This is a genomic window from Erythrobacter litoralis (assembly GCF_001719165.1).
GTDB classification, from domain to species: domain Bacteria; phylum Pseudomonadota; class Alphaproteobacteria; order Sphingomonadales; family Sphingomonadaceae; genus Erythrobacter; species Erythrobacter litoralis.
The window spans coordinates 1,192,130-1,204,958 of sequence record NZ_CP017057.1; the positions used below are offsets into that span (position 1 = coordinate 1,192,130).

15 protein-coding genes are annotated in these 12,829 nt (G+C 63.7%); 10 read left to right on the forward strand and 5 right to left on the reverse strand.

Annotation, left to right across the window (positions count from 1 at the left end; translation table 11 throughout):
- The first annotated feature begins 38 nt into the window (after positions 1–38).
- The 10 genes from Ga0102493_RS05580 to Ga0102493_RS05625 all read left to right on the forward strand — a co-directional run bounded on the left by Ga0102493_RS05580 (position 39) and on the right by Ga0102493_RS05625 (position 9,491).
- Positions 39–503, forward strand: coding sequence for a peptidylprolyl isomerase (locus Ga0102493_RS05580; protein WP_034903874.1), 465 nt, complete (start codon positions 39–41; stop codon positions 501–503).
- A gap of 50 nt (positions 504–553) precedes the next feature.
- Positions 554–1,039 carry a hypothetical protein gene (locus tag Ga0102493_RS05585; protein ID WP_034903872.1) on the forward strand — a complete coding sequence of 162 codons (486 nt, stop codon included), beginning with the start codon at positions 554–556 and terminating at the stop codon, positions 1,037–1,039.
- An 89-nt stretch (positions 1,040–1,128) separates the two neighbouring features.
- Entirely contained in the window at positions 1,129–2,472 is a 1,344-nt protein-coding gene (miaB, locus tag Ga0102493_RS05590) for a tRNA (N6-isopentenyl adenosine(37)-C2)-methylthiotransferase MiaB (RefSeq protein ID WP_034903870.1), read from the forward strand.
- Positions 2,473–2,627: 155 nt separating this feature from the next.
- Positions 2,628–3,659 (forward strand): PhoH family protein, encoded by a 1,032-nt coding sequence (locus Ga0102493_RS05595; protein ID WP_034903865.1) that lies wholly within the window; start codon positions 2,628–2,630, stop codon positions 3,657–3,659.
- 366 nt (positions 3,660–4,025) lie between these two features.
- Positions 4,026–4,325 (forward strand): hypothetical protein, encoded by a 300-nt coding sequence (locus Ga0102493_RS05600; RefSeq protein ID WP_034903860.1) that lies wholly within the window; start codon positions 4,026–4,028, stop codon positions 4,323–4,325.
- A 244-nt stretch (positions 4,326–4,569) separates the two neighbouring features.
- Positions 4,570–5,955 carry a glycosyltransferase family 2 protein gene (locus tag Ga0102493_RS05605; RefSeq protein WP_081845655.1) on the forward strand — a complete coding sequence of 462 codons (1,386 nt, stop codon included), beginning with the start codon at positions 4,570–4,572 and terminating at the stop codon, positions 5,953–5,955.
- Complete coding sequence (locus Ga0102493_RS05610) at positions 5,952–6,875, forward strand: hypothetical protein (protein WP_150132426.1); 924 nt, start codon at positions 5,952–5,954, stop codon at positions 6,873–6,875. The genes Ga0102493_RS05605 and Ga0102493_RS05610 overlap by 4 nt, the downstream gene beginning before the upstream one ends.
- Before the next feature lie 157 nt (positions 6,876–7,032).
- Entirely contained in the window at positions 7,033–7,530 is a 498-nt protein-coding gene (gene ybeY, locus Ga0102493_RS05615) for an rRNA maturation RNase YbeY (protein WP_034903857.1), read from the forward strand.
- 20 nt (positions 7,531–7,550) lie between these two features.
- Positions 7,551–8,513: a hemolysin family protein gene (locus tag Ga0102493_RS05620; RefSeq protein ID WP_051697976.1), complete on the forward strand. Its 963-nt coding sequence runs from the start codon at positions 7,551–7,553 to the stop codon at positions 8,511–8,513.
- 93 nt (positions 8,514–8,606) lie between these two features.
- Complete coding sequence (locus Ga0102493_RS05625; protein WP_081845646.1) at positions 8,607–9,491, forward strand: LysR substrate-binding domain-containing protein; 885 nt, start codon at positions 8,607–8,609, stop codon at positions 9,489–9,491.
- 3 nt (positions 9,492–9,494) lie between these two features.
- Here Ga0102493_RS05625 and Ga0102493_RS05630 read toward each other — a convergent pair whose 3' ends face one another.
- From Ga0102493_RS05630 to tsaB, 5 genes are all read right to left on the reverse strand, one after another.
- Positions 9,495–10,412 (reverse strand): lysophospholipid acyltransferase family protein, encoded by a 918-nt coding sequence (locus Ga0102493_RS05630; RefSeq protein ID WP_034903852.1) that lies wholly within the window; start codon positions 10,410–10,412, stop codon positions 9,495–9,497.
- 18 nt (positions 10,413–10,430) lie between these two features.
- Positions 10,431–10,853, reverse strand: a complete 423-nt coding sequence (locus tag Ga0102493_RS05635; protein WP_034903851.1) for a Fur family transcriptional regulator — start codon at positions 10,851–10,853, stop codon at positions 10,431–10,433.
- Positions 10,854–11,034: 181 nt separating this feature from the next.
- Positions 11,035–11,472 (reverse strand): Ros/MucR family transcriptional regulator, encoded by a 438-nt coding sequence (locus Ga0102493_RS05640; RefSeq protein WP_034904097.1) that lies wholly within the window; start codon positions 11,470–11,472, stop codon positions 11,035–11,037.
- Between the two features lie 128 nt (positions 11,473–11,600).
- Positions 11,601–12,107, reverse strand: a complete 507-nt coding sequence (locus Ga0102493_RS05645; RefSeq protein ID WP_034903850.1) for a GNAT family N-acetyltransferase — start codon at positions 12,105–12,107, stop codon at positions 11,601–11,603.
- Positions 12,104–12,775, reverse strand: coding sequence for a tRNA (adenosine(37)-N6)-threonylcarbamoyltransferase complex dimerization subunit type 1 TsaB (gene tsaB / locus Ga0102493_RS05650; protein ID WP_034903849.1), 672 nt, complete (start codon positions 12,773–12,775; stop codon positions 12,104–12,106). Before tsaB ends, Ga0102493_RS05645 begins: the two co-directional genes overlap by 4 nt.
- Between the last annotated feature and the right edge of the window lie 54 nt (positions 12,776–12,829).

Consider the following 12,829-nt stretch of genomic DNA (forward strand, 5'->3'; position numbering starts at 1 on the left):
ACTATACCGACACGCCAACCATTACGGGAGATTCACGCATGGCAGACCAGACGCTTACCCTCACGCTCGACACCGGAAACGGGGAGGGCGGCGATGTCGTTATCAAGCTGCGGCCCGATCTCGCACCCGGCCATGTCGAACGGATCACCGAGCTTGCGAAAGAGGGTTTCTATGACGGCGTCGTCTTCCACCGCGTGATCCCCGGCTTCATGGCGCAGGGCGGCGATCCGACCGGGACCGGAACGGGCGGCAGCGACAGGCCCGACCTCAAGGCCGAATTCAGCGCCGAACCGCACGTGCGCGGCGTGTGCTCGATGGCCCGCACGCCCAACCCGGACAGCGCCAATTCGCAGTTCTTCATCGTGTTCGACGACGCGACCTTCCTCGACAAGCAATACACCGTTTGGGGCGAGGTCCAGAGCGGCATGGAACACGTCGACGCGCTGCCCAAGGGCGAGCCGCCGGCCAATCCGGGCAAGATCGTGAAGGCGAGCGTTTCCTGAACGCAAGCACGCCGCCCGGCGAGACGAACGGAGCCTGCGAAGGAGGAACCATGAGAAATCCCAGCATCACCGCGCTTGCAGCGGGCGCAGCCTTGACGCTTGCCGCCTGTGGCGGCGAAAGCGGGGCGGAGACCGACGCATCCGCGCCCGAGGCGAGCGAAGGCAGCGGGGCCGACGCGGCGTTTCCCGAACTGAGCGAGGGCAAGGGGCCGGGCTCTGTTTCCGGCATGATCGCGGGCAATCCGGTCGAAGCGGAAGGGGTCTGTGCGACTTCGACCCAATCGTTCGATTTCTGGACCGACGGGACCGATTTCGCCAACGCGCGGGACACCACGGGCGATGGGCAGTATCTCATCCTGAACGTCGTCAACATGAACGGCAAAGTCCGCTCGGCCCTTCGATACAGCAAGGATGGCGAGACGATCTACAACGGCCTCGTCAGTTACGAATCCTTCGATGGCAGCACGGTGCGGGTCGATACGCCGCTCGGCCGTGAGCAGAAGATCTCGGCGGACTTGACGATATCTTGCGAATGAACCGGCAGGGCCCCACGAAGTCGGGGCCCCTTCGTGGGAGCGTGTGCCTTGTTGAACCCGCCGTCCATCGGCGCTAAGGCGCGCGCCTCATGAAACCGCAGAATCCCCCTAGGACCTACCGGGTCAAGAGCTTCGGCTGCCAGATGAACGTCTATGACGGCGAGCGCATGGCCGAGCTGCTGGCGGAGCGCGGCATCACCCCCGCGGCCGAAGGGGATGAGGCCGATCTCGTGGTCCTCAACACCTGTCACATCCGCGAAAAGGCTGCTGAAAAGGTCTATTCCGACATCGGCAGGCTGGTGAAGGCGGGCGAGGAAGCGGGCCGCAAGCCCATGATCGCGGTCGCGGGCTGCGTCGCGCAGGCCGAGGGCGAGGAGATCATGGCGCGCGCTCCGGCGGTGAGCATGGTGGTCGGCCCGCAGGCCTATCACCGCCTGCCCGAAATGCTCGACCGGGCGGCGCGCGGCGAGCGCTCGACCGACACCGACATGCCCGCGATCGCCAAGTTCGACGCGCTGCCGAAACGCAGGCGGCGCGCGCCCAATGCCTTCCTCACCGTGCAGGAAGGCTGCGACAAGTTCTGCACCTATTGCGTCGTGCCCTATACGCGCGGCGCGGAAATCTCGCGGCCCTTCCATGATCTGGGCGAGGAAGCGCGCAGGCTGGTCGATGCGGGCGCGATGGAAATCACCCTGCTCGGCCAGAACGTCAATGCCTGGCGCGGCGAGGACGACAGGGGCCGCGCGGTCGGCCTTGCGGGCCTGATCCGCGCGCTCGCAAAAATCGACGGGCTCGAGCGCATCCGCTACACCACCTCGCACCCCAACGACATGGAAGACGACCTCATCGCCGCGCATGGCGAGGTCGGCAAGCTCATGCCGTATCTCCACTTGCCCGTGCAGGCGGGCAGCGACCGGGTGCTCAAGGCGATGAACCGCCAGCACACCGCCGATAGCTATCTCAAACTGCTCGAACGCTTTCGCGAAGCGCGGCCCGACATCGCGCTGTCGGGCGATTTCATTGTCGGGTTTCCGGGCGAGACCGAGGCCGAGTTCGACGAAACGCTCGCGCTCGTCGACGCCGTCAGATACGCCCACGCCTTCAGCTTCAAGTATTCCCCGCGTCCCGGAACGCCCGCCGCGACAATGGCGGACCAGCTCCCGCGCGAGGTCATGGACGAACGCCTCCAGCGCCTGCAGGCGCGCCTCAATCGCGACCAGCTCGCCTTCAACGAGGCGAGCGTAGGCGGGACCTGCACCGTCCTCGTCGAGCGCAAGGGCAAGCATCCCGGCCAGTGGCTCGGCAAGTCGCCCTGGCTGCAGAGCGTCTGGTTCGAGGGAGCCGCGCAGATCGGCGACATCGTGAGCGTCGAACTCGCCGAGGCCGGACCCAATTCGATGCGCGGGCTCCTGCGGGAAACCGCGCTCGCCTGACGCTGCGACCCGTTACGAAATCGCGACGGACCCGCGGCGTTCCCGTGACTTTCCACCGTCTTGGAAAGGGGGCGCGCTTGCTTTGCGCCCCGCGCACCTTACCTTGACGAGTCGAGGAACGGCCAACCGCAAAAGGGCCAACCGCGAAGGAGCATATGGGCCGACGACCATCCCGCGCAGCCGATCCGGCGATCTCGCCCGATCCCCCCCGCACTGCGGTCCCCCGGCGCGCGCAGGCGGAGCTTTCCTTCGACAACCAGTCGCTGCTCGGCCCACTGTTTGGCCAGTTCGATGCGAATCTCGTCCAGGTGGAAAACCGCCTTGGCGTTTTCATCCATGCACGCGGCGACAAGGTCATGATCGAGGGGCCGGAGGACAATGTCGCCCGCGCCCGCGACACGCTCCAGACCATGTATGATCGCCTCGCCATGGGGCAGGACCTCGACGCGGGCGCGATCGAATCGCTCATTGCGATGTCGAACGAGCCGACATTGGAAGGCATCATTTCGGGCGAGACGAACGAGCCGCCGATCATGATTCGCACGCGGCGCAAGACGATCGTGCCGCGTTCGGCGACGCAGATCGCCTATATGCGCTCCCTTGCGCGCGACGACATCATCTTCGCATTGGGCCCGGCAGGGACCGGCAAGACCTATCTCGCCGTCGCGCAGGCGGTGAGCCAGCTGATGACCGGCAGCGTCCAGCGCCTGATCCTCTCGCGCCCCGCGGTCGAGGCGGGCGAGAAGATCGGCTTCCTGCCCGGCGACATGAAGGACAAGGTCGATCCCTACCTGCGCCCGCTCTACGACGCGCTCTACGACTGCATGCCGCCCGAACAGGTCGAGCGGCGGATCTTGAGCGGCGAGATCGAGATCGCGCCCATCGCCTTCATGCGCGGGCGCACGCTGGCCGATGCTTTCGTCATCCTCGACGAGGCGCAGAACACGACGCGCGAACAGATGAAGATGTTTCTGACCCGCTTCGGCATGAACAGCCGGATGGTGATCTGCGGCGACCCGCGCCAGGTCGACATTCCGGGCGGCCCTAACATGAGCGGTCTGAACGATGCGGTCGGAAGGCTCGAAGGGGTGGACGGCTTCGGCACGATCCGCTTCACCGCCGCCGACGTGGTGCGCCATCCGATCGTGGGCCGGATCGTCGAGGCCTATGAGGGCGAGGGGGCGTAAGCCCGCAGGCGAATGTCTGGTTTCGCCGGTTTGAACCCATAAGCAGTCTTACCGCTTGCGATCCCGTTCCGGCCATCCGGTCAAGCTTGACTCTGCCCGGCTAAGCTGAGGGCGAAATGCGGATCCCTTGACCGGTAGCAAGGCATGCAATCGCACGGCTGACTGTCCCACGATCCTTCCTCTTTTGCTGAACGCCCCGCGGATCGAGGCCGGTAGTCCTCAAGCCGCGCATAAAATCGATCAGACTGATCGCATCATTCAGGTAGTAGTCCTGCCATTATCGGCTAAGCACCGCCGGCGCATCATCGCGCAACCCTAACGTTGTCTAAATTTCAACCTTTTGATGGCTTTTCTGGACCCGTGAATATGTATCGAGAAGTCAGGATTTGGGATGAGCGACAGCGTGAGGAAACGTATCCTCCCGAAGCGCTCCGCGCCATTGAGGGCGATGAAGACATTCTCCCCATTTTCGCCCAAACAAGTGGGCCAACTGAGGACCATCACTTCGCAGCTGACAGCCAGCTCACGGTCCTCGCGATCGGCATTCTTGCCGCCGCGGCAGCCGTATTCGTGGTCGTCGGAGTAGAGCAGGCGCTTTCGACGGCTATCGATAGCGGCTGGATCATCCAGCCGCCCGGGCCTGAAGCTTACAACCTACTCGACTAAATCGCGACGAGGGCGACTGCTGCCTTGCCTGCGAAGAGGCTGATCAGCAGCGCGAAGTCGATTGCACGGGTAACAGTCTCTTGCGCCATCTTGCAGCTCTCCATCGTTGCAGAGAGGGTCTGGCGGCTGAACCTTTCAGAAGAGATTTCAGGATAGTCTTAACGCACCATTCACCCATCTCACGCGGCACCTGCGGCGATCAGCATTGAAGCGTAATACGATGACGAACCCGGAGGCGGCAGGAATGACCGCTGCACTGCACAATCTGCCTGAACGCCGGGACTTCGGTCTCCGGCGAGGACGTCCCTATTGGGTCGGGCGGGCTCGGCGACGAAACGCCGTATACGCAACGAGCCTGGTCTTCGCCTTGGTTTGGATGCTCTTTTCGCTTTGGCTTTCGCTTCCTTGGCTGGCCGATCTCAGCGAACTGACACATCCGACCCTCGCCATCACGGTCCTGACGTTCATCGCCTACATCCCTGGCTTCATGAATGCCTTTCTGCTCGCTTCGCTCGTGCTTCGCCCTTCGTCGCTGCGCGCCGATCCTCCGGTGTGGCCGGGCATCTCAATCCTGATTGCCGCTTACCAGGAAGAGGAGATGATCTCGCAGACCCTGCGCTCTCTTAGTGAACTGGACTATCAGGGACCGCTGGAAGTGATCGTGATCGATGACGGGTCGCAAGACAACACCTTCGCCGTCGCCTCCTCTTGCCAGAGCCTGTGCGAGGCGCGGGACGACTTTTCCCTGATTCCTCTGAGATTGGCCAAGAACAGTGGAAAGGCGGCAGCTCTGAATTTCGGGCTAGCAAAGGCCTTTCACGATCTCGTCATCACTATTGATGCCGATACTCGTCTGGAGCCGGGGGCGATCTCGGCGCTCGTTGCGCACCTTTATGCCGCACCGCCCCAGACCGCCGCCATTGCAGGAACCGTGCTGGTCGATAACCCCAAGGCGACCCTCGTAACAGCAGCTCAGCAATGGGATTATTTCCACGGCATCGCGGCGGTTAAACGGATGCAGGGGATGTTCAATTCGACCCTGGTCGCCCAAGGTGCATTTTCGCTCTATCGAAAAGCGGCGCTGATCGAAGCCGGCGGTTGGCCTGATACCGTCGGCGAAGACATCGTCCTTACCTGGTCCTTCCTGCGACGGGGTTACCGGGTGCGGCATGCCGAAGATGCGATCGCCTGGACCCATGCGCCCGAGAGCTTTTCCGCGCTCGCCCGGCAGCGCAAGCGCTGGGCGCGAGGGATGATCGAGGCGCTCAATTTGCACAAGCGCCTTTTGATCATGCCGAGGCTCGGGACCATGTTTATTTATTGGAACCTGCTGTTCATCGCGATCGACCTGGCTTTCACTTTCGCGTTCCTGCCGGGGATCGTGCTAGCCTTCCTTGGCATCTTCTGGCTTGCCGGGCCAATCACGTTGTTCGTGCTACCCCTCGCAGCGCTGTGGAATGTCATCATCTATCGCATCCAGACCCGCATGATGAAGCGAGAAGGTATCGCGATGGAGAAGAGCGCTTTGGGCTTTGTCCTTTTTGCATTCTTTTATCCTGTCGTGATGCAACCGGTTTCTGTTTGGGGTTACATCTCGGAATTTTTCGGAAGGACCAAGCAATGGGGTTGAACCGCCTGAAGTGCATGCTGCTGGTAAGCGGAGCAATGGCGGTCGGCGTGCCAGGCCAAGCGCAAGACGTGAACGGCCCCGGACCGGCTATCGGCACAGAGATATTCGTCTCCGACGATAGCGACGAAAATACGATCGTGCGCACTGCGGTTGATCTGGACTTGCGGAATGACGGCGATGCTAAGCGTCTAGGCATCAGAATAGAGAACGCTTGGTATCAGCCGCTGGGGCAACCGACCGAACAACGTCAGCGTGTGTTCTTGCAAGTTGGCGACCGCTCGGACGGCTGGACCTGGTCAGCGCGGGTCGGCACTGATGGTGACGATGTCATAGGGTCCGCGTCGGTTTATGACGACTCCCGCTTCCGCAAGGAGTTTTTCATCGAGCGCGACGTCATTGAAACCCCGCTCGGGCTCGAGCGCGAACTTTATACCACGTTCGGCGGTGCGGCAGTCGATCTGCCTGTGAATGATAGGAACATCTTCACCGTGCTTGCTGGATTGCAGGAGTTTTCCGGCGAAAATGAACGCGTTCATCTTCGCGCGAATTTCGTGCACGTCGTCAAGCCCGAACTCGGATTGAGTGTTCAGCTACGTGGCCGGTATTTTCACAGCACCGCCCCGGGCGAGTTCGACTATTTCTCGCCCCGGGATTTTGGACAGGTCCTCCCCGTGGTGCAGTTACGCCGCTTCATCGGAGGCTGGCAGTTTCTCGCGGTAGGCGGGATCGGAGCGCAGCGTTTCACGGGTTCGGATTGGCAGCAGGCGAACTACGCGGAACTCAAGGTGGAGGGCCCTGCGCGAGGACCATGGCGTGCGGCGGCCGAGGTGATCTACACAGACACTCCTGGAAACAATGCCGTTCAAACCGATAACTACAACTACGTCCAGGGTCGGTTTTCGCTGAGCCGGCGCTTCTGAAGGTTCGTTCAGGACATTCACGGCAATCCTGATCGTCCACTGAGCACCCACGCCCGGTCAATCGCCATCGGTCGATTACCCGCTCCTTCCTGACGGCTCGCACCTCTCCGACTCCCTTCTTTCCGGCGGGGACCGATCCGCGCTAAGGGCCCGCGTCATGCAGCTCGACATCGACATCGACGAATGGCCGGCGGGCGATTGGGAGGCACTAGCCGCGCGCGCGGCCGGGGCGGCGGGGAAGGTCGCCCGCGAACTCGCCAATGCGCGACTCGCGGTGAGCGTGCTGTTCACCTCCAACGAGGAGGTGCATGAACTCAACCGCGAATGGCGAGGGCGCGACAAGCCGACCAATGTCCTCTCCTTCCCCATGTTGGAGCGCGCCGAACTGCTTGGCCTTGCGCCCGACGGCCCGCCGGTCCTCCTCGGCGACATCGCATTGGCGCTCGGCGTCTGCATGCGCGAAGCGGAGGCCAAGGGCGCGAGTCTAGAGGCCCACGCAGCGCATCTGATCGTCCACGGACTGCTTCACCTTGCCGGACACGACCACGTCGATTCCGACGAACAGGCCGAGGCGATGGAGGCGCTGGAAATCGCAGCCCTTGCAAAAATGGGCATCGCGGACCCATATGGGGATCGCGAAACGCCAGGAGCGTAAAGGAGCCTAGAGCAAGGGCCATGCCCGATTCCCCATCCCCCTCCGGAGAAGCGGAGAGTAGCGGCGGATTGTGGTCCAATTTGGGGCCCGCGATCCGGAAAGCATTGAGACTCGGCGAAGGCGACCGCAGCCTGCGCGCACAGCTCGAAGAGGCGATCGACGAGCACGAGGACGAAAACGAGGACGAGGAACAGCACGAAAGCTCCGCGGGCGGCAATGGTGACCTCTCGCCGGTCGAGCGGCAGATGTTACGCAACCTCCTGCATTTCTCCGACAACGATGCCGACGACGTCGCCGTCCCGCGCGGCGAGATCGTCGCGGTCGAGGCGGGGATCGGCTGGGACGAGCTTGTCGCGACCTTCTCCGAACACGGCCACTCGCGCATGCCGGTCTATCGCGGCACGCTCGACGACGTGATCGGCATGATCCACATTAAGGACGTCTTCGGCTATCTTGCGAACGGGAAGAAGCCGCCGCGCGACTGGACGGTGCTGATGCGCCAGCCGCTCTACGTGCCGCAGGCGCGCGGCGCGCTCGACGTGCTTGCCGACATGCGCGCGCGCCGGGTCCATCTCGCCATCGTTCTCGACGAGTTCTCCGGCACGGACGGCATCATAACGATCGAGGACCTCGTCGAGGAAATCGTCGGCGAAATCGAGGACGAACACGATGAGACGCCCGAGGCGCTGATCGTTCCGATCGGCGACGGCATGTGGGATTGCGACGCGCGCGCCGAGCTCGACGATGTCGCCGAACATGTCGACCCGCGCCTTGCCGAGGTCGAGGAATCGGTCGACACGCTGGGCGGGCTCGCCTTCGTGCTGGGCGAGGCGGTTCCGCCGGTCGGCGCGGTGCTGGAACATTCGAGCGGATGGCGCATTGAGGTCACCGAAGGCGACGACACCCATGTGAAGCGCCTCCGGCTCCATGCGCCGCATACGCGCCCGACCGAGCCTCTGCCCCAGCCGGCCGGCGTGCAATAATCGCACATTCCCACCAGAAAAATCGATTTCGCTTCGATTTTTTGCATCCAATCCGCTCGACATGCGTATCTCCTCCCACCAAGGAGTTCGTCCATGCCGTCACGCCGTCTGCCTCCCCTTCGTGCGCTCGAAGCGTTCATGCGCACTGTCCGTCTCGGTTCCGCCCGCGCCGCGGCCGAGGAGATCGGATTGAGCCCATCGGCGCTTTCCCGCCGGATCACCAATCTGGAAGAATTCGTCGGCAAGAAGCTGTTCACGCGCGCGCGCCAGTCGATGCAGCTAACCGATGAGGGGCAGGCCTTCTACGAAGCGGTGAACCCGCATCTCGAAGCACTCGCGCGGGCGGTCGAAAGCCAGTCGGACAATGTCTCGCTGCTGCGCTTGCGCCTCGGCGTCCTGCCGATGTTCGGCAGCCAGCGCCTGTTCCCGCGGCTCGGCGAACTGAGAAAGCGCCACCCGCTGCTTCATATCGATATCGACACCGCGCCGCACCTCGAAGACCGTGTGGGCGATACGCTCGATGCCGCGATCATCCTGTCGCGGGGGCCGGCGAGCGGGCTCCACGCCGTGCGGCTCGACCACAATCTCGTCCATGCGATCTGCTCCAGGGACGTGGCCGATGCGATTGGCGATGCGATCACGCCCGAAAGCCTCTCGCGCCAGACCTTCCTTATCCATAACGAATTGCCCGAAAGCTTCGTCGCGTGGAAGAAAGCGAACGACCTGGAAGACATGGATCCGGCCGCGATCGACCATTACGATTCGGGCCAGCTCATGCTCGAGGCCGCGGCGCAGGGGTTGGGCATTGCGATTATGCACGACGACCACCTGCGGCGGGCGGCGGACAACCGGCTCACCAACTTGCCGGGCGCCGAGGTGCAGAGCCCTTATTCCTACTGGTTCGTGTGCAAGCCGACCGCGCTCGAAATGCGGCCGGTCCGACTGTTTCACGACTGGCTGGTGCGCGCGGGGCTCTAGGCGCTATTGCAGCGTTTCGGGGGTCGCTTCGCGGCGGCCCTGGTAACGCACCGGCGGAACGTCGTGGGCGAAATCGCGCAGCGGCTTGCCGAGCGCCTCGCGCAGCGCCTCCTCGATCCGGCGGCGCGCTTCGACGCTTATCGCCTTGCGGCCGCGGAAGTCCTCCGGGCTGAACGGTTCGAGGAACTCGATCCGCAGCACAAAGCTGCCCTTGCGCGAGAGCACCCGCTTGGCGTTGTTGAGCCCGCCTTCCTCGCCGATCCAGCCGATCCATTCGGCGACCGAACCGTAATCGAGCAGCACCGGCTGCACGAGCACGCCGGGCGGCGGCGGTTCGAGCACGCTCAGCATGCTCGTCTTGAACGGGAGCAGCGATTGCCCGTCTGTGGTCGTGCCTTCGGGGAAGACCGTGACCGACCAGTTGTCGGCGAGAGCTTCCTTGAGGGCATTGATCTGTTCGGCGACGCCCATGCGGTGTTCGCGCTTTACGAAGACGGTGCGGTTGAGCGAGGAGAGCCAGCCCACCAGCGGCGCCTGCGCGAGCTCAGCCTTGGCGACGAATGCCGTTCCGCAGGCACCGGCAAGCGCAAGGATGTCGATCCAGGAGACGTGGTTCGCGACATAGAAAACGTCGCGTTTCAGGTGGGTGCCGACCACCTCGACCCTCGCCCCCGACACGCGCGCCGCATAGCGCAGGAACAGCATCGGGAAAGGGGAGCCATAGGCGAACACGCGATAGGCGTAATGGAGCGGCACGAAGACCAGCATCAGCACGAGCAGCGCAATCGAGCGCAGCACGATCCGCACCCAGCCCATCGCCGTGATCGGCGTCGCCTCTCCGCGCGCGGCGGCCTGGCGCAATTCCCACTGCGCCGCATCGCCGGACGCACCGGCATAGGCCTCGAACGAACCGTCAGTCATGGCTGTCAGTCATCGCCGTCAGTCATCGCGCGAGAGCCGAACGCCGTATAGCTCCATGCGGTGATCGACGAGGCGGTAGCCCAGTTTTTCGGCGATCTGGCGCTGGAGCGATTCGACTTCGGGATCGACGAATTCGACGACCTTGCCGGTCTCGACGTCGATCAGGTGATCGTGATGCGCCTCTGGCACGGGTTCGTAGCGCGAGCGGCCGTCGCCGAAATCGTGCCGGTCGAGAATGCCCGCTTCCTCAAACAGGCGCACGGTGCGATAGACGGTCGCGATCGAGATCTTGGGATCGATCGCGCTGGCCCGGCTGTGGAGCAGTTCAACATCGGGATGGTCGTCGCTTTCCGAAAGCACCCTGGCGATGACGCGGCGCTGTTCGGTGATGCGCAGGCCTTTTTCCGCGCACAATTGTTCAAGATCGATTTTCTGGTTCAAGCGTATCTCCCTCGCCACGGGGCAGGCCGCGCCTGCAAGAAGGCTCGCACCCGGACTTATCTGGGTAAGACCTTACCGGGACCGGGCAGAATGCTCAAGCAGGGCAGGTCCGAAAGCGGCGGAAGGACGGTGCGACCCGAAGGACGACCTCCCGCCCGCTTCGCGGTCCGTCAGCGGACGATCAGGACGTTTTCTTGAGCCCGCGGCCCGAACCCGGCTTGCGCCCGAGGCCGATCTTCTTGGCCAGATCGCGGCGGGTTTCGGCGTAATTGGGCGCGACCATCGGGTAGTCGGAGGGGAGATTCCAGCGCTTGCGATATTCTTCCGGGGTCATGTTGTAATTGGTGCGCAGATAGCGCTTGAGCATCTTGAGCTTCTTGCCGTCCTCGAGACAGACGATGTAATCAGGCTTGACCGAAGCGCGGATCGAAACTGCTGGTTCGGGCGGTTCGGTTTGCGTTTCCTGTTCCTGTCCGAGCTGCGAAAGCGCGCCGAAGACACTCGTGATAAGTGCGGGGACATCGCCCACCGCGACATCATTGTTGCTGACATGAGCGGCGACAATATCGCTCGTCAGCGTGATCAGTGTTTCCTTCATGTCGTTTTCCAGATCCTGCATGAGTTCCTCATTGTTTATCGGGTTTTCCCCTTTGCCGGCGTCGTGCCGATTTTTGCGCAATGAAGCAGCTTTGCCCGCATTGCAAGCAGGCAGCGTTCTTATTGTGCGAATTACAGGGTCAGATAAAATTAGATCGAACGGCCGAAAGTAATGGCGTCCACTCGGTTGCCATTGGCGAGCCGGTAATAGTTGGGGCGTTCGCCGATCGGCTCAAAGCCGACCTTGCGATAGAGATTGATCGCCGGATTGCCGCGCCGCATTTCGAGGAAAATGCGCGTTGCCCCGCGCGCCCGGGCGGCATCGAACAGGCGGTCGATCAGCATCTGGCCGAGCCCACGCCGGCGGCACGCGGGGACGACGCCGATCAGCAGCAATTCCTCCTCGTCGACGGCATGGCGCGTGAGGACGAAGCCCGCTGGCGATCCGGCGTCGTCCTGCGCGCTCCATTCGCCGTGCCCGGTCCGGTCGCTCGATGCGATGATGTTGCCGCCCGCGTCGAGCACGAGCGCATGGGTGCTCGGCAAAACCAGCGCATCGGCGACCTGGCGCCGGTTCCACGCCTCGCCGAAAGCGGGGTCGAAGGCGGCCTCCATCACTTCCATGATCTGATCGACGAGCTGGTCGCGTGGGCTCATCGCGGCGTGCCCGTGTCTGGGTTGGCGGGAGATTGCGGGGTGGCGTCGGGCGGGCGGCCGTAGATCGCGCCGACGTCGTGCGTCAGCAGTTCCGGCGGCAGCGCCGGCAGGGCGCGCGCATCGGGCAGCAGGTCCAGCGCGCGGCTGGTGTCGCCTTTGCGCGCCGCGACGAATTCGCGCGCCTTGCTGCCCGCAACGAGCGGGTGGGCGGGCCATTCGCGCGCGGCATCGGGGGTGAGCGAAGCGAACGCGCCCTGCGGCAGGCCGTCGGCATCGAAATCGGCGAGGAACCATTCGCCATGCCCGCCGGTCATGCACACCGTCACCGGCTCGCCGGGATGCTCGCGGCGGGCCATTGCGGCGACCAGGGCGAGGGTGGGGTAACCCAGCACTTCGGCGCCCCAGGCAAGGCCGAGCGCACGCGCCGCGGCGATGCCGATGCGGACCCCGGTGAAACTGCCCGGCCCACGCGAGACGCAGATCCGACCGGCTCGGCCGCTTTCGGGAAGCTGCGCGATCATCGGCACGAGACGTTCGGCATGGCCGCGTCCGAGCACGGCATGGTCGTGGGCGAGCAGCGCGCCGTCCTCGAAACCGCCTTTGAATAGGGCGATTGAGCAGGCCTCGCTCGCGGTCTCGATGGCAAGGATGCGTGACGGCCCGGACATGGGTGAGCCGATGCCCCAAGCCGCGCGCCTTCGCAAGATACTAGGCGCAAGATG